This window comes from Bradyrhizobium sp. 17, assembly GCF_023073515.1.
GTDB classification, from domain to species: Bacteria; Pseudomonadota; Alphaproteobacteria; order Rhizobiales; family Xanthobacteraceae; genus Bradyrhizobium; species Bradyrhizobium canariense_D.
Map to the genome: position 1 here is coordinate 287,559 of NZ_JADPJQ010000124.1, position 24,401 is coordinate 311,959.

Sequence of the window (24,401 nt, forward strand, 5' to 3'; positions counted from 1 at the left end):
GTGAAGCTCGAGATCCTGCACGAACTCAATACCGAGCGCGCCGCGCGCCGCGCGGTGATTTTGGTCACCGACACCGAGAGTGGTGAGCAGCGCCTGGTGAAGGCCAAGGATTTTGCCAAGGATCCATTAGGCGCCGAGCTCGACAAGCAGCTTCGCATGGGCAAAAGCGCCAGCGTCGAAGCCGGCGGCAAGAAGCTTTTCCTCAACGTCTATGCGCCGACCGCAAAGCTCGTCATCGTCGGCGCCGTCCATATCAGCCAGGCCCTGGCACCGCTGGCGCGCTCGCTCGGCTACGACGTCACCGTGGTCGATCCGCGCACGGCCTTTGCGAGCCCCGAGCGCTTCCCCGACGTTCCACTGGTCGCGGAATGGCCCGACACGGCGCTGCCGCTGCTCAACGTCGACGCCTACACGGCCTTCGTCGCGGTAACGCACGATCCCAAGATCGACGATCCCGCGCTGCTGCACGCCTTCGAGCGCAACTGCTTCTATATCGGCGCGCTCGGATCGCGGAAGACGCACGCCAAGCGCGGCGACCGGCTGCGGGCGCAAGGCGCCAAGGAGGCTGACATCGCGCGCATCCACGCGCCGATCGGGCTTGCGATCGGCGCGGTCTCGCCGTCCGAGATCGCGGTCTCGATCATGGCCGAGATCACGGCGGTGCTTCGCCTGCCGCCCAAAGAAAAAGAAGAAGCCGCATGAAGTTCGGCCCGGCGAGTCCCAGGGATGCGATCGGCGGGGTGACCGTCCACACCCTGCGCCAGGGACCGCTGGTGCTGAAAAAGGGCACGACGATCGGCCCGGCCGAGGTCGAGGCGCTGGAGCGCGCCGGCATCAAGGACGTTGTGGTGGTGCGGATGGAGGAGGGCGATGTCTCCGAGGACATCGCTGCCGCCAGCATCGCGCTCGCGGTCGGCGGCGAGGGCATCCATGTCGAGCGCGCCTTCACCGGCCGGGCCAATCTGTTCGCCGCGCAGCCAGGCGTGCTGGTGATCGATCGCGCCGCGGTGGACCGCATCAACAATATCGACGAGGCCATTACCTTTGCCACGCTCTCCGCCTACAAGCCGGTGGTCGAGGGCGAGATGGTCGGCACCGTCAAGATCATCCCGTTCGGCGTCAAAGGAAACTTGCGTGATGCCGCGGTGAAGGCCGCGGGTCGCGACGTTCTGAAGATCGCGCCTTACGTCATCAAGCGCGTCGGCGTGGTCTCGACGCTGCTGCCCGGCCTGTCCTCCAAGGTGATCGACAAGACGTTGCGGGTCACCGCCGAGCGGCTGGCGCCAGCCGGAGCCGGCATCATCGCGGAGCGGCGGGTTCCGCATGAGGAGCAGGCGCTGTCGGCTGCGATCAAGGAACTGCTGGGACTTGGCGCCGAGCTCGTGATCGTGTTCGGTGCATCCGCGATCGCCGACCGCCGCGACGTGATCCCTGCGGCCGTGACCGGCATCGGCGGCGAGATCGAGCATTTCGGCATGCCGGTGGATCCCGGCAACCTGCTGCTGATTGCCCGGGCCGGCGCCGTGCCGGTGCTGGGCGCGCCCGGCTGCGCGCGCTCGCCGGTCGAGAACGGCTTTGACTGGGTGCTGATGCGGCTGCTCGCGGGCATCAAGGTGACGCGGTCCGAGCTGATGGGCATGGGTGTTGGCGGCCTCCTGATGGAGATCGTCACGCGCCCGCAGCCGCGCGCAAAACCGGAGATCGAGGGCAACAACCAGGTCGCGGTCATCGTGCTCGCAGCAGGCCGCTCGACCCGGATGGGTGGGCCGAACAAGCTACTGGCCGAGCTCGATGGCAAGAAGCTGGTGCGAATAGCGACCGAGCAGGCGCTGGCCTCCAAGGCGTCCGAGGTGATCGTCGTCACCGGCCATCAGACCGAGCTGATCGAACAAGCCTTGCAGGGCCTGAAGGTGCGTTTTGTCAAAAATCCGGATTTTGCCGGCGGCATCGCAAGCTCGGTCAAGGCGGGCATCGCGGCCGTTCCCGAGGCGTCCGACGGCGCCGTGGTCTGCCTCGGCGACATGCCGCTGATCGACGCCGGCCTGATCGACCGTCTCATCGACGCGTTCGCACCGGACCGCGGCAATCTCATCGTCGTGCCCGTCAGCGAAGGTCGCCGCGGCAACCCTGTGCTGTGGTCGCGCCGCTTCTTCAAGGAGTTGATGACGCTCGACGGCGATGTCGGCGCGCGCCATCTGATCGCCAAGCACACCGAGGCCGTCGCCGAAGTGCCGGTCGACGGCGAGAGCGCCTTCCTCGACATCGACACGCCGCAGGCATTGGAAGCGGCACGGCGGGGATAGCGGTTCGTAGGGTAGGCAAAGGCGCGCAGCGCCGTGCCCACCATCCCTCGACACGGTGGTGTTTGATTGGTAGGCACGCGTCGCTTTGCCCACCTACCGCGCCGCCCAGGCCTCAATTCAACGCCCCGTTCACCATCTGGAAACAACCGCCGCTTACAGTCACCTTCACCTGCCTTGGGGGGAGGGGTTTTTCCATGGCTTCGAACGTCGTCGCGCGCCGTTGCGCGATGTTTTTCTTTGCGCTGTCCGTCTGCATCGCGGGCGCTCGCCATATCACGGATGCGCATGCCGCCGGTGCATTTGCGGTCGGCAAGTGCGGCGCTTACGGCCAGGCCTTTGATTATGGCGCCGAGCACGAAGCCCGTGCGGCGGCGCAGAAGCAGTGCAAGGGCGATTGCACGACCGTGACGATGAAGCGCGCCTGCGCCGCGATGTCGGTCGATCTTTCCAATCCCTGCGGCGCCTATGGCTATGCCGTCAAGCCGAAGATCTCGACCACGCTCAATGCCGCCACGCGCGAATGCTACAAATACGGCGGCAAGGAATGCGTGATCCGCGCCTGGGCCTGCGACGCCAAGGGTTGATTCCTGTTGCAGTCATTCCGATCGTGCGTAGCATCGAATCCGGAATGACAGTCGGGGAGTTGCATGCAGTTCGATACCAAGATCGCCATCGTGATTCGTACCGATCTTCAAGCCTGGCAGAAGCTCAACGTCGCGGCCTTCCTCACCAGCGGCATCGCCGCGGCCTTTCCGGAATGCATCGGCGAGCCCTATGAGGACGCGTCGGGCACGAAATATCACGCGCTGATCGGTCAGCCGATCCTGATCTATGGGGCCGACGGTCCCGCATTGACGCGCGCGCTCGATCGGGCCCTGACGCGCAACGTCAAGCCGGCGGTCTATACCGAGGACATGTTCAAGACCACTCATGATGCGGCCAACCGCGAGGTGGTGAGGGCAGTGGCGCGCACCGATCTCAATCTCGTCGGTCTCGCGATGCGCGCGGAGCGCAAGGTGATCGACAAGATCGTCGACGGGTTGAAGTTTCATAGTTGACGTGAACGCGCGCGGTCTTGCGCGCGCTTCCACCTGCGATGCCTCACCCCGGCGGCATGCCCGCGAATTTGGGCAGGTCAGGGTCAAGACGATCCCAGTGATGTCCGCGCGCGGCGAAAGTGACCGCCTGCGGCTTGTAGCGGGCGGGCTCGTCGAGGCTTGCGGCGCGGATCGTGAAGACGTCGGGCTGTGCCGCGAAGGTCATGTACACAGGCACGCCGCACTGTGTGCAGAAACCGCGCGTCTTCACGTTGCCGCTGTTGGCGACCATGTCCCAATGCTTTGCCTCGCCCGTCACCGTGACGCCGTCGCGTGCGAATGTCATGTACGAGCCGTGGGCGCTGCCGCTTTCGCGCTGGCAGTCCCGGCACTGGCAGTGATTGCTGAACAGCGGCTCACCGGCAATCGAATAGCGGATCGCGCCGCAGGCGCAGCCGCCGGTATAGGGCTTGGTCATGCGATTACTCCTTACTTGTCTTCGCCGCTGATCTCGTCGAGCTGGCGGACGACCTTCTTCCAGCCGCCGCTCATGCCCGTGTAGGCCGATTCGTTCCTGGGCAAGACGAAGCCCGCATGAACCAGACGGATCCGCGTGCCGTCCTCGACCGGGGTGAGGGACCACGTCACGACGGTGTCGAGCGGCGCGCCGTAGCCAATGTTCCGCTCATCGCCGCCCTTCCAGGCGTAGACGAGGCGGCGGTTCGGCATGACTTCCAGGACCCGGCAATGGATGACACCATCCCATGCGCCGCCCGGCGTGGTCTGGTAGGTGAAAGTGTTGCCTTCGACGGCCTCGAAACCGGTCGGCGGCATCAGCCAGCGCGCGATCAGCTGGGCGCTGGTCAGCGCCTTCCAGATCGTCTCCGGCGCATGAGGGAGCACCTCGTCGATGACGATGTCTTTTGTCTCGGCTTTCAATTCAACAGCACTCACGGGTCGATCTCCTTCAAGAGGTCACGCAGGTTCTGGAAGCGCTCGCGCCAGAACACGCCGTAATGGTCCATCCAGGAGACCAGCGGTTCGAGGCCTTGCGGCGCGGCACGGTAATAGACGTTGCGGCCCTCGGCACGCTCGGCGACGAGGCCGGCCTGCTTGAGGGACTTCAAATGTTGCGAGATCGCGCCTTGCGTCACGCCACTTCCCCGCGTGAGTTCAGCGACGCTGATCTCCGTGCTCTCGAACACGCGTTCGAAGACGGCGCGTCGCGTCGGGTCCGCGAGGGCGCGCATGACGGTGGTAACGGGATTTGGGGCGGCTTCGATCATAGAATTAGATTAGCCGCCGCTAATGAATTAGTCAATACTAATTTGTGGACCAGATTGGGTCCGCAGCGCTGTCTTGACTATGACTGACTGGTCAGTCATACCAGATTGATGACCAGGAAACCCGCCAAAGCCGCCACGCCGCCCGCAGCTCGCGCGAACGCGAAGGCCAATTCACACGCTGGCGAGGACGCGGTGCCCGCGTCGAGCCGTGCCACGCGCGCGGCGGAGCGGCGCGCGGCGATCGTGGATGCCGCGATGGAGGAATTCATCGCGCGGGGCTTTGCCGCGACGCGGCTCGACGACATCGCGAAGCGTGCGGGTGTCGCCAAGGGCACCATCTACCTGCACTTCAAGGACAAGGAATCGATGTTCGAGGAGCTGGTCCGGACGGTGATCGTGCCTGTCGTGACCCGGTTGACGGCATTGCCGCCACCGGCGGGCTCGGTGCGCGATCTGGTCGAGGCGTTTGCGAGTAACTTCCTGAAGGAGGTCATCGGCACCAGGCGCGGCGATCTCGTGCGCCTGATCGTGGCCGAGGGGCCGCGGTTTCCCTCCGTGGCCGACTTCTACTACCGCGAGGTCGTCTCGCGCGGCATCTCCGCCATGCGCGCCCTGATCGAGCTCGGCATCGCCCGCGGCGAGATCCGCCAGAAGAACCTGGCGCACTATCCGCAGATCCTGGTCGCACCCGCGATGATCGCGGTGATCTGGCAGAGCCTGTTTGCGCGGCACGCGCCGCTCGACGCGCAGGACATGCTGCGCGTTCATCTCGATTTGATTTTTGGCGAACGGAGCACGACATGAGGCCGTCGCAAGCAATTTCTGTACTCGCATTGATCGCGGTCCTCGCGACCGGGCTTGCCGGTTGCAAGGACAAGCGTGATCCCGGCTTCCAGGGCTGGGTCGAGGCTGACATGATCTTCGTTAGCCCAGACGAGGCGGGTCGCGTGACGAAGCTCAATGTCCGCGAGGGCGATCAGGTCAAGGTCGGCGATCACCTCTATTCCGTCGACGACGATCTCCAGCTTGCCGATCTCAATCAGAACAAGGCGACGCTGGCGAATGCGCAGCAAACCTACGATCGCGCGGCTTCGCTGAGCAAGACCGGCTCGGGCACGCAGGCCAATCTCGACTCGGCGGTCTCCGCCTTGCGCGTCGCCGAGGCACGGGTGGCGACCTCGGAGACGCGGATGGCGCGGCGCAAGGGCTTTGCGCCGGTCGCCGGTACCATCCAGCAGATCTATTTTCGCGAGGGCGAGATGGTGGCGGCGCAGCGGCCGGTGCTCGCGATCATGCCCCCCGGCAACATGAAGCTGCGCTTCTTCGTGCCGGAGACCGAGCTGCCGAAGCTTGCGATCGGCGATACGGTGCGGATCGCGTGCGACAATTGCGCCGCCGATCTCACCGCAAAGATCTATTTCATCGCAACCTCGGCCGAATACACGCCGCCTGTCATTTACAGCCTCGAGGAGCGCAACAAGCTCGTCTATCTGATCCAGGCGCGGCCTTCGCGTCCCGACGCCTTGCGCGTCGGACAGCCGATCGACGTCTATCTCAATCCAAAAACTCCGGTGGCGGACAAACGATGAGCGGCAATGGCATCGCGATCGACGTCAAGGGCCTGACCAAGTCGTTCGGCGGCCGGGAGGTCGTGCACGATCTGTCGATGCAGGTGAAACGCGGCTCGATCTACGGCTTCCTCGGGCCGAACGGCTCCGGCAAGACGACGACCATCCGCATCCTCTGCGGCCTGCTCACACCCGACAGCGGCGAGGGCACCTGCCTCGGCTACGACATCCTGAAGGACGCCGAAAAGATCAAGCGCCAGGTCGGCTACATGACCCAGCGGTTCAGCCTGTATCAGGACCTGTCGGTGCGCGAGAATCTCGAATTCGTCGCGCGGCTCTACGGCCTTGCCGACGCGCGCGGCGCCGCGCGCGACATGATCAAGCGGATCGGGCTCGCGGGGCGCGAGGAACAGCTCGCGGGCGAGCTCTCCGGCGGCTGGAAGCAGCGGTTGGCGCTAGGTGCCTGCACATTGCCCAGTCCGAAACTGCTGCTGCTCGACGAGCCGACCGCCGGCGTCGATCCCAAAGCGCGGCGCGATTTCTGGAACGAGATTCATGCACTCGCGGCCGACGGTCTCACCGTGCTGGTCTCGACCCACTACATGGACGAGGCCGAGCGCTGTCACGAGATCGCTTATATCGCCTATGGCCATCTGCTCGTGCATGGCACCGTGGACGAGGTGATCGCGAAATCCGCGTTGACGACCTACACCGTGACGGGCGAGGACCTGAACGAGCTCACGGCTGCGCTTACCGGCAAGCCGGGAATCGACATGGTGGCGCCGTTCGGCACGTCGCTGCACGTCTCCGGCCGCGACGTCGCCGCGCTCGAGGCCCGCATCGCGCCGTGGCGCGAAAAAAGCGGACTGCATTGGCACAAATCATCGCCGTCACTGGAAGACGTGTTTATCGAATTGATGAGCCGTTCCAAGGACAATTTCCAATGAGCGCGGTCGATCATCCTGAACCCCAGCACGCGATCCGGGAGCGCTTCGGCTTCTGGAGGCGCTCCTATGCGATGCTGATCAAGGAGTTCATCCAGCTCAAGCGCGACCGCGTGTCATTTGCGATGATCGTGATGCTGCCTGTGATGCAGCTGCTCTTGTTCGGCTATGCCATCAACACCACGCCGCACAATCTGCCGAGCGCGGTGCTGCTTCAGGAGGATTCCGATCTCGCGCGCTCGATCCTGAAGGCGCTGGAGAACACCGCCTATTTCCGCTTTCTCTACGAAGTCCACGACGTCGAAGATTTCGACAATCTCCTGAAATCCGGCAAGGTTCTGTTCGGCGTCGAGATCCCGCGCGGCTTCGAGCGGGCAGTGCGGCGCGGCGATAAGCCGGCGCTGCTGGTCGCGGCCGACGCCACCGATCCAGTGGCGGCGAGCGCGGCGATCGGCTCGCTCGGCATGGTCGTGCAGACCGCACTCAAGCACGATCTCTACATCGGAGATCCCCCGGAGATGCCGTTCGAGATCCGCGCGCACGCCCGCTACAACCCCGCCGCCGCCTCGAGCCTCAACATCGTGCCGGGCCTCGTCGGCACCATCCTGACCATGACCATGCTGATCTTCACCGCGCTCTCGGTCACGCGCGAGGTCGAGCGCGGCACGATGGAGAGCCTGCTGTCGATGCCGATCAAGCCGGTCGAGGTGATGTTCGGCAAGATCATTCCCTACGTGCTGGTCGGGTTCGTGCAGGCGTTTCTCATTATTGGCATCGGGGTCGGCCTGTTCGGCGTGCCGGTGCTCGGCAATCTGTTCCTGCTGGCGCTGCTCTCGACGCTCTTCATCACGACCAATCTGGCGATCGGGTACACGATCTCGACGCTGGTGCAGAACCAGCTCCAGGCGATGCAGATGTCGATGATGTTCTTCCTGCCGAGCATCTTGCTGTCCGGCTTCATGTTCCCATTCGCCGGGATGCCGGCCTGGGCGCAATATGTCGGTGAGTGCCTGCCGCTGACGCATTATTTGCGCATCGTCCGCGCCATCATGCTGAAGGGCGCGAGCATGCAAAATTTGCGTTTCGATGCATTGGCGCTGGCGGTCCTGATGCTGCTCGCCATGACCATCGCCGTGACGCGCTTCCGCCGCACGCTGGATTGAGGCAAGATGCCCCTGGAATCAAGGGGGCGGAATGGTCAGTTTTGCGAGCAAGAAGGCCCGGCAGCATGCCGTGATGTCCGAAGACTTCGAGCGCGAGCTGACGCGCGAGGTGCTGCGCACCGAGCTCGTGCGGGTGAGGGCGCTGATCACGACGGGCTGCGTCATCGTCGTGTTCCTCACCGCGATCTACCTCGTCAATTCCTCCGTGGTGCAGCGGGTCTGGCGGGGCACGGAGGGGCTTGCCGAGGTCTATGGTCTCCTGACCGGCTTCATCCTGTTCGAGGTCTGGGTCCACAGCCAGATCAGGCGAAACCTCAAGCTCGACCGCGATTTGCCGGTGATCCGACGCTATATCGGCGCGCTGATCGAGACCTCGTTGCCGACCGTCATCCTGATCCTGCAGATCCGCAGCATGGGCGCGAGCCAAGCGCTCGGCTTCGTCGTGCCGCTGATCTATTTCATTTTCGTCATCCTCTCGACCCTGCGGCTCGACTTCTGGCTGTCCACCTTCACCGGCTTCGTCGCTGCGGGTGAGTTGCTCGCTGTGGCGCTGATCTTCGATCCCGCCAGCGGGAGCGGCGAGCCGCAGATCTATTTCCACGCGGTGCGAAGCACCATCATCCTGATCTGCGGCGTGCTTGCAGGCGCGGTCGGTGCGCAGCTCCGCCGCCAGTTCGCGGCGAGCATTGCCGCAGCGACCGCGCGCGACCGGGTAACCAACCTGTTCGGTCAGCACGTGTCGCCACAGGTGGTGGAGCGGCTGATGGCGGCGGGGACGAGCGCCGCCGGCGACCTCCGCCGCGTCGCCGTGATGTTCGTCGATTTCCGCGGCTTCACCGCCGGCGCGCAGTCGCGCACGCCGCAGGAGGTGGTCGACCGGCTCGACGGCGCCTTCGCCGTCCTGGTCGACATTCTCGACCGCGAGGGAGGCATCGTGAACAAGTTTTTGGGCGACGGCTTTCTGGCCCTGTTCGGCGCGCCGCTGGAGACCTCCGACGCCGCGCACCGCGCGGTCGCCGCGGGCCGCGAGATGCTGACCGCGATGGAGCGCATCAACGCGCAGACGAGCTGGCCGCTCAGAATCGGAATCGGCATCCATTTCGGCGAGGTCGTCGCCGGCAATATCGGCTCGCCCCGGCGCAAGGAATACACTGTCATCGGAGACACCGTGAACTTCGCCTCCCGGCTGGAGGCGCTGAACAAGGAGTTCGGCTCGCAGCTCCTGATCTCCGCGACCGTCCGCGAGGCGCTGGGCGAGGACGGCAGCGATGCGGTCGCGCTCGGCGAGGTCGAGGTGCGCGGCTATGAGCAGAAGGTAGCGGTGTTTCAACTGGGGTGAGGGCCGCCGCCTGCGCCTTCACTTGTGAGTCGCGTTTCGTTGAAGCGGCTCGCGTGTCGTTGAAGGCGCGTGATGAAATATCCTTGGTAGCTTTTGGGACTTGCACGGTGGAAGCCGCTTCTCGGCTTCCGACGCGTCACCGCGATTGCTCCGATTGCACTCTATTTTGGGGCATGACGGGCGATGTCGCCGGCTTGTAGAGTGCCGGCGATGCAGCCGACCGCGGCTGCGCTTGCGTGAAGAGGAAGCGAAGATGCAGCGCCGCTACATCACCGTCGACGTGTTCACCGACCGCGCCTTCGGCGGCAACCAGCTCGCCGTGGTGCTGGATGCCGGCGGGCTCTCCACGCAGCAGATGCAGGCGATCGCGACCGAGTTCAACTATTCGGAGACGACCTTCGTACTGCCGCCGCGCGATAAGGCCAACGACGCCGAAGTGCGCATCTTCACGCCGGTGTTGGAGATCGCCTTTGCCGGTCATCCCAATGTCGGCACAGCCTTCGTGCTGGGGTCGCTGGCGAAGGAGCCGAAACCGCGCCTGCTGTTCGAGGAGAAGGCGGGGCTCGTGCCGGTCGAGATCGTGCGGGAGCAGGGCCGGGTGGTCAGAACGGAGCTGACCGCGCCGCAGCCGCTGGCGCGGTATGCGCCACTGTCACCTGCTGAAGCCGCGAGTTGCATCTCGCTCGGCGCGGATGACATCAAGACCGACAACCACGCAGCGCACGTCGTCACCGTCGGAAACGCGTTTCTCGTGATGGAGCTGCATTCGCGCGAGGCGCTGAAGCTGGCCCGGCCGGATGCCGCGGTCTATGGCAAGATATTGCCACGCGATGGCGCCCGCTCGGTGTGGTTTTATACCCGTGACGTGCCCGCAGCGGAGGCGCCATGTGAGCGCCAGGCGCGCATGTTCATGCGCGGCGCCAGCGGCCTCACCGAGGATCCCGCGACCGGCAGCGCAACCGTCGCAGCCGCCGCGCTGTTCGCCGATCTCGATCCCAGGCGCGACGGCGAGTTGAGGCTCACGGTCGGCCAGGGCTTTGACATGGGCCGGCCCAGTGTCCTGCAGACGCGCGTGCGCAAGCAGGACGGCAAGATCGTCTCCGCCCATGTCGGCGGCAGCTGCGTGCAGATGATGGAAGGGACGTTGAGGCTTGATGGGGAGGGTTAGCTCTCTATTCCATCGTCATGCCCGGGCTTGTCCCGCCTGCGCGGCCGAAGCCGCTTCGGCGACGCGAAGGCCCGGGCATCCACGTTCTTCGTGCTGTGTGGCAAGGCGTGGATGGCCGGGACAGGCCCGGCCATGACGGAGAGAGTCGTTCAGGCCTGCCGTCCCGCCAAATTCTTCACCGTTACCCCATCGCGCTCCTCGATGATCTCCGCGATCATCTGGCGGTGGCAATGGGTGTGGTCGCGCTCGTAGCAAAGCAGGCAGACGGGACCGGCTTTCTTCACCAGCGCCGAGAGCTCGTCCATCTGCTCCCTGGCCTCCGGCGTCTTCAGGTGCTTTGAGAAAACCTTCTCCAGTACATCGTATTGCCCGCTGCGGGCGGCGAGGCGGCCTTCCTTGGGCGTGCCGAGCGCTGCCAGATGGACATAGGCGATGCCGCGTTCATCGAGGCCTGCGGCGAGCTGCCTCTTGGAAAAGCCGGGCCGGCGCGATGACGTCACCGCGCGCACGTCGACGACGAGCTTGACGCCGGATTGCTCCAGCTCGTCGAGCACTGCCTTCGGCGGCGTCTGCTCATAGCCGATGGTGAAGAGCTTTTTTGCCTTTGCCATGAGACACCTTTAGCGACACGTCAACTCACCCGCGCGATCAGCTCCATCGCGCCGGCCGGCGCGCGCACCTTGCCCTCGTGGATGACATAGGCGAACACGTCGCGCGGCTCCTTCTTCGGCTTAGCCTTGTCGACCTTCGGCAGGTCGTCGGGTTCGCTTCCCTCGGCCCAGTCCTGAAAGCGCTTGGCCCAGGCATCGAGCTGCTTCGGCGGATAGCAGGTCTTGATCTCGTCATTGCCCTTCTGCAGCCGGGCATAGACGAAATCGCCGGCGACGTCGGCGATCGCCGGATATTTGCCGTGCTCGGCGAACACGACGGGCGTCTCGAATTCGCGGATCAGCGCGACGAAATCCGACGTGCAGAAACTGTCGTGACGGACCTCGACGACGTGGCGCAGCGCGCGTCCCTCGAGCTTGCGCGGCAACAGCTCGAGGAATTTTCCGAAATCGGCGCCGTCGAATTTTTTGGTCGGCGCAAACTGCCACAGCACTGGCCCAAGATGATCGCCGAGTTCCAGCACGCCGGAATCATAGAAACGCTTGATGGAATCCCCGGCCTCGGCCAGCACGCGCCGGTTGGTGGCGAAGCGCGGCCCCTTCACCGAGAACACGAAACCATCAGGCACCTCGCTCGCCCATTTGCGAAAGCTCTCCGGTTTCTGCGAGCCGTAATAAGTCCCGTTGATCTCGATCGAGGTCAGCTTCGAGGCGGCGTAGGACAGCTCCTTGGCTTGCGTGAGCTTCTCCGGATAGAACACCCCGCGCCATGGCTCGAAGGTCCAGCCGCCGATGCCGATGAAGATGTTGCCGGATTTTTTGGACGCGGTTTTTGCTTTGGCCACGGGAGGATCTCGGATGCGGGCGGAGGGCCTCCATCCTAATCAAACCAGTTGTGATTGGCCAGTTGCGACGTCCCGTCTAAGCTCGCGATAGGATCTGCGAAAAAAGGAGAACAAGATGCGGATGCTGATGGTGGGAGCGGCGCTCGTCATGATGACATCTGCTGCCATGATATCTTCAGTTATGGCCGACGATGACGATGCCAAGGGTGCGCAGAAGCTCGCCACGCAGGGCCGCGACGATTATTGGCATTGCCTGGCGCGGGAATATTCGCGCGTCGGCAATCAGGGCCTGTCGGAACAGGATTTTGGCCGCTCCGTCGCCGGAGCCTGTCCGTCGGAGCGACAATACTACCGGGTGGCACTGCTCGATTATCTCACCGCGCAATATCCGGATATTGATGCCGGCGCCCATCTCGCGACCGCGAACAGGGCGGTGGAGGCGGCGCAGAAGGACATCGTGACGGCCTTCGTCAAGCACAAGCCGCCGCAGAAATAGCCCATTGAACCGGTGCGTCCGGCAAGCCCTTCCGGCAGCGCGCTCATCCATGGTATCACTGGGCGCATCTGGAACAGGGATGGGTTTCCATGTCGTCTGAGTCGGTGGGGGGCATTTTGGGCGCGATCGTCGCGGCGATTGTGCTTGCGGTCGCCGTCGTCTTTGGGCCGATCGGCCAGTACGGCAAGCCGCCCAAGCCTGCGAAGGCCGAGCCGGCCGGGGCTGCGGCGCCGGCGGCTCCTGCCGCGCCCGTGCCGCGAGGGCCGGTGATCAAGGAAGTCCCGAACCAATAAGGGCGTGAAAAAGGCCTCTTTCGCCCCTTGTAAAGCGGCGTTGCCGTTCCCATTTAGCTTCTAACGGCGACGTTGAGCGAAAAACTCCGGCGCTGGAACGACCTTGGAATAGCCCAGGCTGCGCCGGATGTACGCGCCGCCCGCCGTTCCGGGGTCGTTGGCATTTTGGGACCCCTTTTTGGGCCGCTCCCCAGAGAAACCCCGGCTTGCTGGCGCAAGTTCTTGGCAGCACAGGACGCGGCGGATATACGCTGCCGTCATGAATCAAGCGATCAGACCGGGCTCCGATAACCCACGGGCGGCTTCGCCGGCGCCCGAATTGTCGGTCGTCGTCCCGACCTTCAACGAACGCGACAATGTCACGGTGCTGTACCGGCGGTTGGAGACAGTGCTGGCCGGCATCGCCTGGGAGGTCGTGTTCGTCGACGATAATTCGCCTGATGGCACCTGGGACGTCGTGCGCGCGCTGGCCCAGCGCGATAGCCGCGTGCGCTGTGTCCGCCGTATCGGCCGCCGCGGCCTGTCGGGGGCCTGCATCGAGGGCATCCTGGCCTCCAGCGCGCCCTATGCGGCCGTGATCGACGCCGACCTCCAGCACGACGAGACGCAACTGCCGAAGATGCTGTCGCTGCTCGCGAGCGGGCAGGCCGAACTCGTGGTCGGCAGCCGCTACATCGAGGGCTACAAGAGCGAAGGCTTCAACAAGCAGCGCGCCGGCGCCAGCGCGCTGGCAACGGAACTCGCCAGGAAAGCGCTGCGGGTCGAGATCGCCGATCCCATGAGCGGCTTCTTCATGGTTCGCCGCGACCGCTTCGAGCAGCTCGCGCCGAAACTTTCCGTGCACGGCTTCAAGATCCTGCTCGACCTCGTCGCAAGCGCTAACGGCACCTTGCGCGCCATCGAAATTCCCTACACGTTCGGCGAGCGCCAGCACGGCGAAAGCAAGCTCGATTCCATGGTCGCGCTGGATTTTCTCGGCCTCGTTCTGGCGAAGTTCACCAACGATGCTGTCTCGTTACGCTTCCTGCTGTTCGCGATGGTCGGCGGCATCGGCCTCGTGGTGCATCTCACCACCCTGTTCATATCGCTCGAGCTGTTCAAGGAGCCGTTCGCGGAAGCGCAGGCCTCCGGCGCCATCGTCGCAATGACCAGCAATTTCGTCCTCAACAACTTCCTCACCTACCGCGACCAGCGGCTGAAGGGCTTTGCACTGCTGCGCGGCCTGATCGCGTTCTACATCGTGTGCAGCGTCGGCCTGCTCGCCAATGTCGGCGTCGCCTTCTCGGTCTACGACCAGGAGCCGATCTGGTGGCTTGCGGGTGCGGCCGGGGCGCTGATGGGCGTGGTGTGGAACTACGCGATGTCCGGACTGTTCGTCTGGCGCAAGAAATAGCTCACCATGGGCGGGGCTGACGCGCGGATCGTCCGCAATACGGCGCTGGTGATCCTTGCGCTGGTCGGCTTGCGGCTCGTCGCAGCCGCGTTCACGCCGATCACCTTCGACGAAGCCTATTACTGGATGTGGTCGCAGAACCTCGCCGGGGGATATTACGACCACCCGCCGATGGTTGCCTACGTCATCCGCGCCGGGACCCTGATCGCGGGCGACACCGAGCTCGGCGTCCGCCTAGTCTCGATCCTGCTCGCGCTGCCGATGAGCTACGCGATCTATCGCTCCGCCGCGATCCTGATCGGCGGCGCGCGGGTGGCCGCGACCAGCGCCATCCTGCTCAATGTAACGCTGCTGGCCTCGGTCGGCACGCTGATTGTCACGCCCGATGCGCCGCTTCTGGTTGCCTCCAGCTTCGTGCTGTTCTTTCTCGCCAAGGTGCTGGAGAGCGGCCGCGGCATCTGGTGGCTCGCGGTCGGCGCAGCCGTCGGTGCGGCGCTCCTGTCCAAATACACCGCGATGTTCTTCGGGCTGGCGATCCTGATCTGGATCGCTGCCGTGCCGAAACTGCGGCACTGGTTTCTCTCGCCCTGGCCGTATCTGGGCGGTTTCGTTGCGCTCGCGTTGTTCTCGCCGGTGATCCTCTGGAATGCCGATCATCAATGGGTCTCGTTCGCAAAGCAGCTCGGGCGCGCCAGGATCGAGGATTTTCGTCCGGTCTTCATCGCCGAGCTGATTCCGACCCAGATCGCGTTCGCAACCCCGCTGGTGTTCATCCTCGGCGCGATGGGGCTGCACGCGCTGACCTGGCGCCGGGCCGGCGCACTGGCCTCGCGCGTGCTGATCGAGACGATGTTCTGGACCATCGTCGCCTATTTCGTCTGGCATTCGCTGCATGCCCGCGTCGAGGCCAACTGGTTCGCGCCGGTCTACCCGCCTTTCGTCATCGCGGCGGCGGCCGCCGCCAATCTGGTGCAGTGGAAGCCGCGGCAGCGTCGCCTGGTGGATTTCTGCCTGCGCTGGGCCGCACCCACCGGCATCGTGATGTTTGCCGCGCTGATCGTGCAGGCCAATACCGGCTGGCTGTCCGGCTATCGCCGCGATGCGACCGTGCGTAGCGTCGGCGTCGGCTGGCGCGAGCTCGCTGCCGAAATCGAAGCGGTGCGAGCTCGCAACGGCGCGACCTGCGTGCTTGCCCCGGACTACGGCACGACGGGCTGGCTCGCCTTCTATCTGCCGCGCGGCAGCTGCGTGGCGCAGCAAAACCAGCGCATCCGCTGGGCCAACATGCCCGAGCCGGATCCAAAGCTGCTTGCGGGCAAGCTGATCTATGTCGACGAGCTGCGCTCTGACGGCCATCCCGCCGTCCACGATCTCTTCGCCAAGGTGACGCAGGTCGCGCAATTGCAGCGCAAGCGCGGCCCGCTCGTGATCGAGACTTACAGCATCGATCTGCTCGAAGGCGCCAAGGGCGACGTGCTGGACCGCTCGCCGCCGCCGGAAGCGCGGTAGCTCTCCTCGGAACGACGACGAAAGTTCAGTTGATCATCTCGGCCTTGGTCGAGGCCTGGTTCGGCCTGTCCTGGTCGCGCCAGAACCAGACGCTCACGACGCCGGAGCGGCCGCGGACCTGCGTGAGCAGGGGGCCCGACAGAACGCCGTGGGGAGCGCCCTGGAAATCGGCCGCATCCAGCAGCGTATCGCTGAGCGCGAGACGCGCGCCGTTTTTAGCAGCGACCTCCATCAACCGGCTCGCGACGTTGACGGTGTCGCCCGTCGCCGTGATGTGCTGATGGCTTTCGCCGAGGCGGGAGGCGACGATCGGGCCGGAATGCGCGCCGATCTTGAAGCCGAGCTGATCCCTGATCGCGGGCGGCAACCACGCGATCCAGCGTTCGACGCCGCGGTGCAGGTCGATCGCGCATTTCAGCGCGCGTGCGGCGTCGTCGGGCATCGCGCCGGGCAGGCCGAACAGGATCATGGCGCCGTCACCGAGAAAGCCGCTGATCATGCCGCCGCAATCGACCGCGGTCTTCTCGATCAGCGCGTGAAACGCCTTCAGAATGTCCTGGAGTTCACCCGGATCGATCCGCTCGCTCAGCGCCGTGAAGCCGGAGAGATCGATGAAGACCATTGCTGCGTCCTGCCGGACGGGTGTTGACAGGAAATTCGGATCCCGCGCCAGCCACTCCTGCACGGCCGGCGCCTGGAATTGCGCGAGCGACCGGCTCTTGGCGGCAAAATATTGCGTGCGGCGGCCTCCCGCCCACAATTGCACGCCGGCAAAGACCGCAACCGGCGGCACTGCCGCGGCGAGCGTGGTCGCGGCGTTCAACCAGACGCCATGCGTGAACGCAAACAGATTGAACCCGGCCCAGGCGATCATCACCGCGGCCGCGGCGACGATGCCGAGCGCGCTGCGCCGCCAGGCGAGCAGGCCCACCAGCAGCACCGGCAGCAGGATCGCGATGAGCGCGTCGGCGATGTGGACCTTGCGGTCGCGCACGATGCTGTCCCCGGCGACGAGATGGGTGATCGCGGTGGAGACCACTTCGACGCCGGGCATTAGAGAATCGAACGGTGTTGGGTAAAAATCACCGCCGCCGGCGACCGAGGCCCCGATCACGACGATCCGGTTCTCGATCGCCGCGCGACTTAACGTGCCGTCGAAGATGCTCTGTGCGCTGACGGTGCGGATGGTCCGGCGCGGGCCGTAATAGGTGATCGGTAGCGCGAAGTCGGCATCGGTGGGCACCGCGCGGTCGCCGAGCATCAGATGGTCCGGCGCGATCGTCAGCGACTTGTCGAGCGCGCGCGCCGCGACCCGCAACGGAAAGGACAGCTCGACCTTGTCGCTCGTCCGGAACAGCATCGGCACCGAGAGCGGCGAGCCCGATTGTCCGGTCGCAACATTGACGACGCCGACCTCGGCATGATCGGCGAACGCCGGCAAGGGCAGCAGGAAGCGCTCGGCCTGCGGCAGCGCGGCGAGGGGGCCTTGGCCGCTGGTCTCCACGGTCTCGCTGGCGGACGGGAAGATCGCTGCGGCGGCAAGGACGATGGGACCCGTAGCCAGCGTATTTGCCAGCGTAGCGTCGCCGATCGCAGCGCTGCGATCGACCAGCAGCAGGTCGATCGCGACGACCTTCGGCTTGAACTGCACGATGGTGTCGACGACGCGGGCGAGATCGGCGCGCGGCAGCGGATAGCTGCCGCCGCGCTTCACGACGGTGTCGTCGATCGCGACGATGGTGACGAGATCGGGCGGAACCCGCACGCCGCGGACCTGCGTCCGCCAATCCGTCAGCGTCGCCTCGAGGCGATCGAGAAACCGCAGATGACCGTTGGCGTGACCGGCATAGATGCCCGCGCCCCACAGTGCGGTGAGGACGAGTGCCACCAGGATCTGAACGCGTCGGCTACTCATGTGGTCGTGTTGCAATTTCTCTATCGTCCAAATGCTGTTCGCCGCGCCCAGGTGACCCGAACCATTGGCCAAGTCTTACTGACCAAGTCTTGCCATCAACGCGTCGACGCGCGGCTGGCCCCATGTCTTGACCGTCAACGGGCCTGTGGCTTCCACGTCGACGCCTTGGCCACGGTCTAATACCACGCTGCGCCCACCATTCCTGCGGCTCACGCCGACACGGCCGTCAGCCACGAAGACGGAGGTCTTGGCCTCTGCGACATCGACCGCCCATTTCGTGCCGCGCACCGCGGCGATCGCCTGCGGCGTCAGTACCTTGAAGGGATTGCCGCCGGGCTTCTTGGGCACCTCGACCAGCAGCGCTTTGCTGCTCAACTCCACCGAGTCTATATGTCCGTCGCGGTTAGCGTCCTTAAGTTCAAATCTGGCACCGCTTTCGGCAACGATCGTGATGCCGTTGTCGCAGCGCCAGGTCTGCGTACCGGCAGCAGATGGCGTCGCCGTGCAGCCCACATTGGCGGCAGGCTGGGCAATCGCGTGTCCGATCAACAGAAACGACCCCGCCAGAGCGAAAAACCCTGCGCGCACGAACTCTCTCATGCCAGCCTCCGTTTGCGTGCTCGGCACAGTTCAAGGCGATCTTGATACGGTACCGTATCACACGCAGAGGCTGCTGAAAAGTGCCGGTTGCCGTAGCTATTTTCGCGCTGCGGCCTTTTCCAGTGCGGTGCGATCAACTTTCGGTCAGGGCACCTGCTCGCGTGCGCGGTGTAGCTGCTGACAACCGCGCTGCGGCTGCGGAGCAGAGGGTGCTTGCGCACCAGCCTCGCGCAACGCTTCCCCGCTATCTTCCGGGTATTGAACACCACGAAAACGACTTGGTTGGATGGCCTTAGAGATGCGGCCGGAGACGGTCGCCGGCAACGCCAATCCCGCCGAGAATTATAGTTAACAGACGCCCTTAAGTCCGTAGTTCTGCGGGCTTTTTTCTCGAAATGGGACACCCGAACGGGTTGCCTCACATCCGCCCGAACTTAATCCGCATTTAACTAAAAGTGGCCTTAATGACGCTCCGACCCTCTGCGAGATGCTGTTCCCGGACCGTGACCAGCGGCGCTTCGAAGGGGGACCGAGTGACACCGTTCTGGACGCAAGGCGAATGAGTACGAGTATCGCTGCGCAAGGCATCGCGGCACGAAAGTCCAAAGGATTCTCGAGCAATTCCTATCGGAAGCCTTCCCGGAAAATGACCACCCAAAACGTGCTTGGCGCCGCCGTGATCGGCTGCGTCGTGCTTGGCGCCGGCTGGACCATCTACAGCAACATCTTTGCCGCCAGCGTCTATCCGACCGTCGGCAGCAGCGGCTACGACGAGCCCGTGATCAAGCGGGCGCCCAGGGTCGCGCTGCGCGAGGCCGGTGAGGCCGTCAAGGAGGCCTTTGCGCTCTTGCCCGACCGCTTGCAGGTGGCAGCGCCGATCTCGCGCGAGATGTTCAACGATCGCTTTGCCGCGGCTGCGACCCAAGGCGTGACATCGAATGCGGCCAGCGCCGCGCCCGCAACCAAGGTCGCCGAAGCCAAGGACGCGCCGAAGCCGAGCGTGATCGCGAGGGTCGCGGAAGTCCTGAAGCCAGGTCCCGCCAAGATCGCTGACGCTGCGAAGTCCAAGCGCGGCGCTGACGCGCCGCTGCAGCTTGCCTCGGCAGATCCGGCCGAGATCGTGCCGGCGCCTGAGGCGAAGCCAAAATCGATTGCCGATCGCGCCAAGGCTGCGGTGATGTCGATTACCGGACCGCGCCAGTCGATGGTGGAAAAGCTCTGGGGCAAGCGCGAGCCGTCCGGTGGGCTGCTCGCCTATGCCTCGGCCGACGCCAGCGTGACCGCCTCCATCGCGCCGAGGGAGCAGAACCCCATGCTCGGCGGTTCGGCGCCCTATGAGCGTGACACCGCGGTCTACGACATCTCCGCTAAAACGGTTTACTTGCCCGACGGCACCAAGCTCGAGGCGCATTCCGGCCTCGGTTCCAACCTCGACGACCCGCGCTCCTCGCGCGTCCGCATGCGCGGTGTGACGCCGCCGCATATCTACACGCTGAAACCGCGCGAGGCGCTGTTTCACGGCGTGCCTGCGCTGCGCCTGACCCCGATTGGCGGTGAGAGCGCGATCTACGGCCGCGACGGCCTGCTCGCGCATACCTTCATGCTCGGGCCCAACGGCGATTCCAACGGCTGCGTGTCGTTCAAGGATTATTACGCGTTCCTCGACGCCTACCGCAACAAGGGCATCCGCAAGCTCGCGGTGCTGGCGCGCGTGGACTAGGCTCAGTCAATTCGAGATCACGCAAAAGGGCCGCTTGCAGCGGCCCTTTTCTGTTTCGCTTCGCGCGTGCGTTTTAGCCCGGCCAGCACTGCCCGCCGCCGTCGATCCGCAGCACCTGACCGGAAACGAAGGCGCCCATGGGCCCTGCGAAGAATTCGACAACGCGCGCGACCTCGTCGACGGTTGCGATCCGGTCGAGCGTGCCGGTCTCGACCATTCTGTCGGGGTCGACTGCACGCGTTCCGAGGAAGCGGCCGGTGCGGGTATCTCCGGGCGCGATGCAGTTGACGGCGACGTCGTAGGGGCGGAGTTGGTCGGCCAGGCATCGCGTGTAATGGGCCACGCCGGCCTTCGAGACCGCATAGATCGAGCCTTGGGTACGTCCCTTGAAAGCGGCGACGGAGCCAAGCGTCACGATGCGGCCGCGTCGGCGCTCCATCATGCCGCGCGCGACCGCCTGGCATGTCAGGATGGTGGAGAGCAGATTGCGCTCCAGCACCGCGCGCACGTCGGCCTCCTTGATATTCACCGCATCGTTCGGATCGGGCTTGCCGCCGCCGGCCGCGATATCGCCCCCGGCATTGTGCACGAGAATGTCGATCGGGCCGAGTGCCGCTTCGGTCTCCGCGATGACGCGTGCGATGTCCTCGCCCTTGGTGAGATCGCCGAGCACGCGCTGGCTGCGAACGCCGAATTCGCGGCCGATCTCGACGGCGACCGCGGTGAGGGTGGTGCCCTCGCCATACTCGGCCGGCCCGTTCTCGCGCATGCCGTGGATGGCGACGTCAGCGCCGAGCGCGGCAAGCTTCTCTGCAAAAGCGCGGCCGAGCCCGCGCCCCGCGCCGGTCACCAGTGCAACTTTGCCTGCCAGAAGCTTGTTGGTGTCATGCGATGTCATGATCTTGTTCCTGTTGTGAATGTCAGTCTGCGGCGAGGTCGAGGCCGATCGCCAACGCCTGCACGAGGCACATCGGTGCGACAAGCGTACGCAGCGCGGGCTCAGGCATGTCCTGGATCTCGAACACGACGCTCGCGCCCTCGACGATCGGGCTCAAAAGGCTGTCGGTGATGGAAATCGTGGGCACGCCCCGCGCGACGAGTTCGGGAAACAAGCGCGCCGTATCCGGATAGTAATTTCGGAAGCTGATCGCGACCAGCGCGTCGTCTGATGTCGCCGCGTGCGACTGCTCGTGGATGCTGCCGCCAAGGCCGTCGAGCAGGACGACGCGCCGTCCGAGCTTGCGCAGCACGTAGGCGAGGTGGATCGCAACCGGGAACGAGCCGCCCAGGCCGAGCAGATAGATGTCACGTGCCTTGGCAAGGATCGCGGTTGCGGCGTCGAGTTCGCGCGCATGGACGGATTGGCTGAGCGTGACCAGCGATGATTGCGCTTCGGACACGAAACGCGACAAGACCGCGGCCGGCTGGCGGCCGAGCACTGACTTCTCCTGGCTCTTCATGCGGGCGAGGCGCGCCTTGTAGCTTGGCGCGACGCCGGCGACGAGACGGGAGCGGAACACCTGCTGCATCTCGGTGAAGCCGCCGAACCCGAGCGCATGCGCGAAGCGAACGATCGCCGACGGCGGCACCCCTGAGCGCTGCGCCACCTCCGCCACGGTGCCGAGTGCGACATCAGTCGGGTGATCGAGCACGAACTCCGCGATCTGCTGTAACCGGCCGGACAGTGCCCGGTGCCGCTGCGCGATCGCGCCGCGCAGTTCGTCATAAGTCATGGCGCCAGCCGCCTTGTTCATCGAGTCGGATCTCCGGATCGGCCGCCTGTTTAACGGCATTTCACCATTTGGATCAAATATTCTACTTTACATAACATATGGAATGAATATTCTAATCCCACAAGAAGCAAAAGACTTCGGAAACGGGAGGACACGATGAGAGGGCGTCAGATCTCACGGCGAAGCGTTCTGAAGGGCGGCTTGATGGCGAGTGTCATCGGCGGCACCGGAAGCTTCTTTGGGCCGTGGCGGGAGAATCATGCCTGGGCGCAAGGCGCGAAACCGATCAAGCTGGGCCTGACCTGCGATGCCAGCGGTCAATACGGCAACAGCGGCCAGGATGATTTCCGCGGCATCAAGATGGCGATCGACGAGATCAACGCCAAAGGGGGCGTACTCGGGCGCCAGGTCACGTTCATCACGGCGGACACCGAGACGACGCCAGCTACGGGCAGCCGCGTCGCGGAACGTTTCATCACCCGCGAGGACTGCACCATCCTGATCGGCGCGCTGCATTCGGGCGTCGCCAACGCCATCACAGAGGTCGCTAGCAAATATGGTGTGATCTACATGAACACCAATTCCTCCGCGCCCAGCGAAGCCGGGGAGAACTGCTCGCGCGTGAAATTCGTATGGGACGGCAACGGCACCAATTTTTCCAAGGCGTCGGTCAAGAACGCGGTGGACTCCATCGGCAAGAACTGGATGCTGCTGACCAACGACTATGTCTGGGGTCACACGACGTCTGCCGCGACCAGGACGCAGGTCGAGAGCGCCGGTGGCAAGATCCTCGACAATCTGCTGGTGCCGCAGAACACGCGCGACTTTACTGCCTATCTGCTGAAGATCCAGCAGGCCAAGCCCGATGTTGTGGCGACCGCAGTTGGCGGCGACGATATCAAGGCATTGCGCGAGCAGGTGGCGCAGCTCAAGCTCGACGGCAAGCCGGCCTGGATCAACAACCAGCAGGACTGGCCCGATGTGTGGGGCGCGCCCGACAGCCTGTTCGGCGTGTTCGGCACCACCTGGTATCACAAGCTGCCGCTGCCAGGTGTCGCCGAATTCGTCAAGAAGTGGCAGGCCGCCAACAAGGACGGCCCGATCCCGGTGCCGGGCAACGTCTCCTACAACGGCTACATGTCCACGCGCGAACTGCTGCGTGCAATCGAGCGGGCAGGGTCGACCAACAACGTCAAGATCATCAAGGAGCTCGAGAACCTGAAGGTCTCGGCGACCGATCGCATGCAGCATTTCGACGCCTACATGGATCCGATGACGCACCAGATGCAGCAGACGATCTATCTGGCGCGGCGCAACGCCAAGCCGGTCGACAATACCGATCTGTTCGAGATCATCAGCTGGACGGAGCCGAAATCGGCCGCCGATGATGCGGCACCCGGCAAGTGCAAGCTCACCCCCTACGAGCAGGTGCCGACCGTCGACTCCTAGAGACGGTGCGTCACATCGCAGAACGAGCGGCGCGCATCTCGCGCGCCGCGCCTCCGGGACCGTCAGCCTCCCGGATGACACATGCCAGTTGCGAGAGCCAAAAACCTTGTTCGACCTTCTTCCGCATCTCCTCAACGGCCTGACGCTCGGCCTGTTGTTCGCGCTGATCGCACTCGGCTTCATGCTCATCGTCGGGCTGATGGAGCAGATCAACCTCGCGCACGGCTCCCTGTTCGCGCTCGGGGCTTATGTCGCCATGCAGCTCACGGGGCCGCGCCCTCCATTGCCGATGGAACTTGCGAAAGCGTGGCTCGCGCTGCCGCTCGGCTGGCGCTATGCGGCGACGTTGATCATTGCTCCCGTGATCGTGAGTCTGGTCGGCATGCTGATCGAGCTCTGCATGCGGCGCACTTACGGCAAGGATCCGCTCTACGGGCTGCTCCTGACCTTCGGCGCCGCGATGGTGATCGAAGAGATGATCCGCCTGGTGTGGGGCACGCGCGACTACGTGCTGCAGGTGCCGTCCGCCATCAACGGCGGCTTCCTGTTCGGCGACCTGATCTGGTCGACCTATCGCTTCTACGCAGCGGGCATCGCGGCCGGGGTCATCGGCCTGGTCTGGCTGTTGATCGAAAAGACCTCGTTCGGTGCGACGGTCAAGGCCGGCGCGCATGACAGCGAGATCGTTCGCGCGCTCGGCATCAACCTGTCGCGGTTGCGGATGCTGGTCTTCGTGTTCGGCACGATGCTGGCCGCGATCGCGGGCATCATCGTCGCGCCGATCTGGGGCATTCGCCCGCATATGGGCGTCGATGCGGTCATTCCTGCGTTCCTGGTGATCGTGCTCGGGGGCGTCGGCAGCTTTTGGGGTGCGGTCGTGGCGGGTCTTTTGGTCGGACTGTGTGTCGGCCTTGCCGGCGCCTACGCGTCCGAATGGTCGCTGTTGTCGATGTACATCTTGCTCGTGGCCGTCGTGACGTTCCGCGCGCGCGGCCTCTGGGGCAAAAAAAGCGTGCTCGAGGCCTAAAGGGA

26 protein-coding genes are annotated in these 24,401 nt (G+C 64.7%); 17 read left to right on the plus strand and 9 right to left on the minus strand.

The window, feature by feature from the left end; translation table 11 throughout:
- The 4 genes from IVB13_RS31485 to IVB13_RS31500 all read left to right on the plus strand — a co-directional run bounded on the left by IVB13_RS31485 (position 1) and on the right by IVB13_RS31500 (position 3,361).
- Positions 1 to 702, plus strand: a complete 702-nt coding sequence (locus tag IVB13_RS31485) for an XdhC family protein (RefSeq protein ID WP_018455586.1) — start codon at positions 1 to 3, stop codon at positions 700 to 702.
- Complete coding sequence (locus IVB13_RS31490; protein WP_018455587.1) at positions 699 to 2,303, plus strand: molybdopterin-binding/glycosyltransferase family 2 protein; 1,605 nt, start codon at positions 699 to 701, stop codon at positions 2,301 to 2,303. The genes IVB13_RS31485 and IVB13_RS31490 overlap by 4 nt, the downstream gene beginning before the upstream one ends.
- A 194-nt stretch (positions 2,304 to 2,497) precedes the next feature.
- The gene (locus IVB13_RS31495) at positions 2,498 to 2,887 is read left to right on the plus strand and encodes a DUF4189 domain-containing protein (RefSeq protein WP_018455588.1); all 390 of its coding nucleotides are present in this window, start codon (positions 2,498 to 2,500) and stop codon (positions 2,885 to 2,887) included.
- A gap of 63 nt (positions 2,888 to 2,950) precedes the next feature.
- Positions 2,951 to 3,361: a DUF2000 family protein gene (locus IVB13_RS31500; protein ID WP_018455589.1), complete on the plus strand. Its 411-nt coding sequence runs from the start codon at positions 2,951 to 2,953 to the stop codon at positions 3,359 to 3,361.
- A 43-nt stretch (positions 3,362 to 3,404) separates the two neighbouring features.
- On the opposite strand, the gene IVB13_RS31505 is transcribed toward IVB13_RS31500, so the two are convergent.
- The 3 genes from IVB13_RS31505 to IVB13_RS31515 are packed head-to-tail and all read right to left on the minus strand — an operon-like array spanning position 3,405 to position 4,626.
- Positions 3,405 to 3,818 carry a GFA family protein gene (locus IVB13_RS31505; protein ID WP_018455590.1) on the minus strand — a complete coding sequence of 138 codons (414 nt, stop codon included), beginning with the start codon at positions 3,816 to 3,818 and terminating at the stop codon, positions 3,405 to 3,407.
- Positions 3,819 to 3,829: 11 nt separating this feature from the next.
- A complete protein-coding gene (locus tag IVB13_RS31510; RefSeq protein WP_085351066.1) occupies positions 3,830 to 4,294 on the minus strand; it encodes an SRPBCC domain-containing protein in 465 nt (154 codons plus the stop codon).
- Positions 4,291 to 4,626: a metalloregulator ArsR/SmtB family transcription factor gene (locus tag IVB13_RS31515; protein ID WP_085351067.1), complete on the minus strand. Its 336-nt coding sequence runs from the start codon at positions 4,624 to 4,626 to the stop codon at positions 4,291 to 4,293. The genes IVB13_RS31510 and IVB13_RS31515 overlap by 4 nt, the downstream gene beginning before the upstream one ends.
- A 108-nt stretch (positions 4,627 to 4,734) precedes the next feature.
- On the opposite strand from IVB13_RS31515, the gene IVB13_RS31520 reads away from it, so the two are divergent.
- From IVB13_RS31520 to IVB13_RS31545, 6 genes are all read left to right on the plus strand, one after another.
- Positions 4,735 to 5,430, plus strand: a complete 696-nt coding sequence (locus IVB13_RS31520) for a TetR/AcrR family transcriptional regulator (protein ID WP_085351068.1) — start codon at positions 4,735 to 4,737, stop codon at positions 5,428 to 5,430.
- Complete coding sequence (locus IVB13_RS31525; RefSeq protein WP_247491224.1) at positions 5,427 to 6,215, plus strand: efflux RND transporter periplasmic adaptor subunit; 789 nt, start codon at positions 5,427 to 5,429, stop codon at positions 6,213 to 6,215. Before IVB13_RS31520 ends, IVB13_RS31525 begins: the two co-directional genes overlap by 4 nt.
- On the plus strand, positions 6,212 to 7,141 hold the full coding sequence (locus IVB13_RS31530; protein ID WP_247491226.1) for an ABC transporter ATP-binding protein: 930 nt from the start codon (positions 6,212 to 6,214) through the stop codon (positions 7,139 to 7,141). The genes IVB13_RS31525 and IVB13_RS31530 overlap by 4 nt, the downstream gene beginning before the upstream one ends.
- A complete protein-coding gene (locus IVB13_RS31535; RefSeq protein WP_018455596.1) occupies positions 7,138 to 8,301 on the plus strand; it encodes an ABC transporter permease in 1,164 nt (387 codons plus the stop codon). The genes IVB13_RS31530 and IVB13_RS31535 overlap by 4 nt, the downstream gene beginning before the upstream one ends.
- A gap of 31 nt (positions 8,302 to 8,332) precedes the next feature.
- Complete coding sequence (locus tag IVB13_RS31540; protein WP_247491229.1) at positions 8,333 to 9,640, plus strand: adenylate/guanylate cyclase domain-containing protein; 1,308 nt, start codon at positions 8,333 to 8,335, stop codon at positions 9,638 to 9,640.
- A 253-nt stretch (positions 9,641 to 9,893) separates the two neighbouring features.
- A complete protein-coding gene (locus IVB13_RS31545; protein WP_247491231.1) occupies positions 9,894 to 10,808 on the plus strand; it encodes a PhzF family phenazine biosynthesis protein in 915 nt (304 codons plus the stop codon).
- Between the two features lie 149 nt (positions 10,809 to 10,957).
- On the opposite strand, the gene IVB13_RS31550 is transcribed toward IVB13_RS31545, so the two are convergent.
- A complete protein-coding gene (locus IVB13_RS31550; RefSeq protein ID WP_018455600.1) occupies positions 10,958 to 11,419 on the minus strand; it encodes a DUF488 domain-containing protein in 462 nt (153 codons plus the stop codon).
- A gap of 20 nt (positions 11,420 to 11,439) precedes the next feature.
- Positions 11,440 to 12,261 (minus strand): DUF72 domain-containing protein, encoded by an 822-nt coding sequence (locus IVB13_RS31555; RefSeq protein WP_085385045.1) that lies wholly within the window; start codon positions 12,259 to 12,261, stop codon positions 11,440 to 11,442.
- Between the two features lie 115 nt (positions 12,262 to 12,376).
- Here IVB13_RS31555 and IVB13_RS31560 point away from each other — a divergent pair, with 115 nt between their 5' ends.
- From IVB13_RS31560 to IVB13_RS31575, 4 genes are all read left to right on the plus strand, one after another.
- Positions 12,377 to 12,757 (plus strand): hypothetical protein, encoded by a 381-nt coding sequence (locus IVB13_RS31560; RefSeq protein ID WP_026232984.1) that lies wholly within the window; start codon positions 12,377 to 12,379, stop codon positions 12,755 to 12,757.
- 89 nt (positions 12,758 to 12,846) lie between these two features.
- Positions 12,847 to 13,050 (plus strand): hypothetical protein, encoded by a 204-nt coding sequence (locus IVB13_RS31565; RefSeq protein ID WP_026232985.1) that lies wholly within the window; start codon positions 12,847 to 12,849, stop codon positions 13,048 to 13,050.
- A gap of 259 nt (positions 13,051 to 13,309) precedes the next feature.
- Complete coding sequence (locus tag IVB13_RS31570) at positions 13,310 to 14,443, plus strand: glycosyltransferase family 2 protein (protein WP_026232986.1); 1,134 nt, start codon at positions 13,310 to 13,312, stop codon at positions 14,441 to 14,443.
- A gap of 6 nt (positions 14,444 to 14,449) precedes the next feature.
- Positions 14,450 to 15,952 carry a glycosyltransferase family 39 protein gene (locus IVB13_RS31575; protein WP_085351077.1) on the plus strand — a complete coding sequence of 501 codons (1,503 nt, stop codon included), beginning with the start codon at positions 14,450 to 14,452 and terminating at the stop codon, positions 15,950 to 15,952.
- A gap of 25 nt (positions 15,953 to 15,977) precedes the next feature.
- On the opposite strand, the gene IVB13_RS31580 is transcribed toward IVB13_RS31575, so the two are convergent.
- Both IVB13_RS31580 and IVB13_RS31585 read right to left on the minus strand, forming a co-directional pair.
- A complete protein-coding gene (locus tag IVB13_RS31580) occupies positions 15,978 to 17,867 on the minus strand; it encodes an adenylate/guanylate cyclase domain-containing protein (protein ID WP_085385043.1) in 1,890 nt (629 codons plus the stop codon).
- Between the two features lie 75 nt (positions 17,868 to 17,942).
- Positions 17,943 to 18,467: a FecR domain-containing protein gene (locus IVB13_RS31585; RefSeq protein WP_026232987.1), complete on the minus strand. Its 525-nt coding sequence runs from the start codon at positions 18,465 to 18,467 to the stop codon at positions 17,943 to 17,945.
- 646 nt (positions 18,468 to 19,113) lie between these two features.
- Between IVB13_RS31585 and IVB13_RS31590 the strand changes: the two genes are divergently transcribed.
- Complete coding sequence (locus IVB13_RS31590) at positions 19,114 to 20,187, plus strand: DUF2778 domain-containing protein (RefSeq protein WP_247368119.1); 1,074 nt, start codon at positions 19,114 to 19,116, stop codon at positions 20,185 to 20,187.
- Between the two features lie 73 nt (positions 20,188 to 20,260).
- On the opposite strand, the gene IVB13_RS31595 is transcribed toward IVB13_RS31590, so the two are convergent.
- Both IVB13_RS31595 and IVB13_RS31600 read right to left on the minus strand, forming a co-directional pair.
- Complete coding sequence (locus tag IVB13_RS31595; protein WP_247368117.1) at positions 20,261 to 21,085, minus strand: SDR family NAD(P)-dependent oxidoreductase; 825 nt, start codon at positions 21,083 to 21,085, stop codon at positions 20,261 to 20,263.
- Between the two features lie 22 nt (positions 21,086 to 21,107).
- Entirely contained in the window at positions 21,108 to 21,941 is an 834-nt protein-coding gene (locus tag IVB13_RS31600) for a MurR/RpiR family transcriptional regulator (RefSeq protein ID WP_018455610.1), read from the minus strand.
- A 135-nt stretch (positions 21,942 to 22,076) separates the two neighbouring features.
- On the opposite strand from IVB13_RS31600, the gene IVB13_RS31605 reads away from it, so the two are divergent.
- Both IVB13_RS31605 and IVB13_RS31610 read left to right on the plus strand, forming a co-directional pair.
- Positions 22,077 to 23,369 carry an ABC transporter substrate-binding protein gene (locus IVB13_RS31605; RefSeq protein WP_247491233.1) on the plus strand — a complete coding sequence of 431 codons (1,293 nt, stop codon included), beginning with the start codon at positions 22,077 to 22,079 and terminating at the stop codon, positions 23,367 to 23,369.
- A gap of 106 nt (positions 23,370 to 23,475) precedes the next feature.
- Positions 23,476 to 24,396 carry a branched-chain amino acid ABC transporter permease gene (locus IVB13_RS31610; RefSeq protein WP_085351081.1) on the plus strand — a complete coding sequence of 307 codons (921 nt, stop codon included), beginning with the start codon at positions 23,476 to 23,478 and terminating at the stop codon, positions 24,394 to 24,396.
- The last annotated feature ends 5 nt before the right edge of the window (positions 24,397 to 24,401 follow it).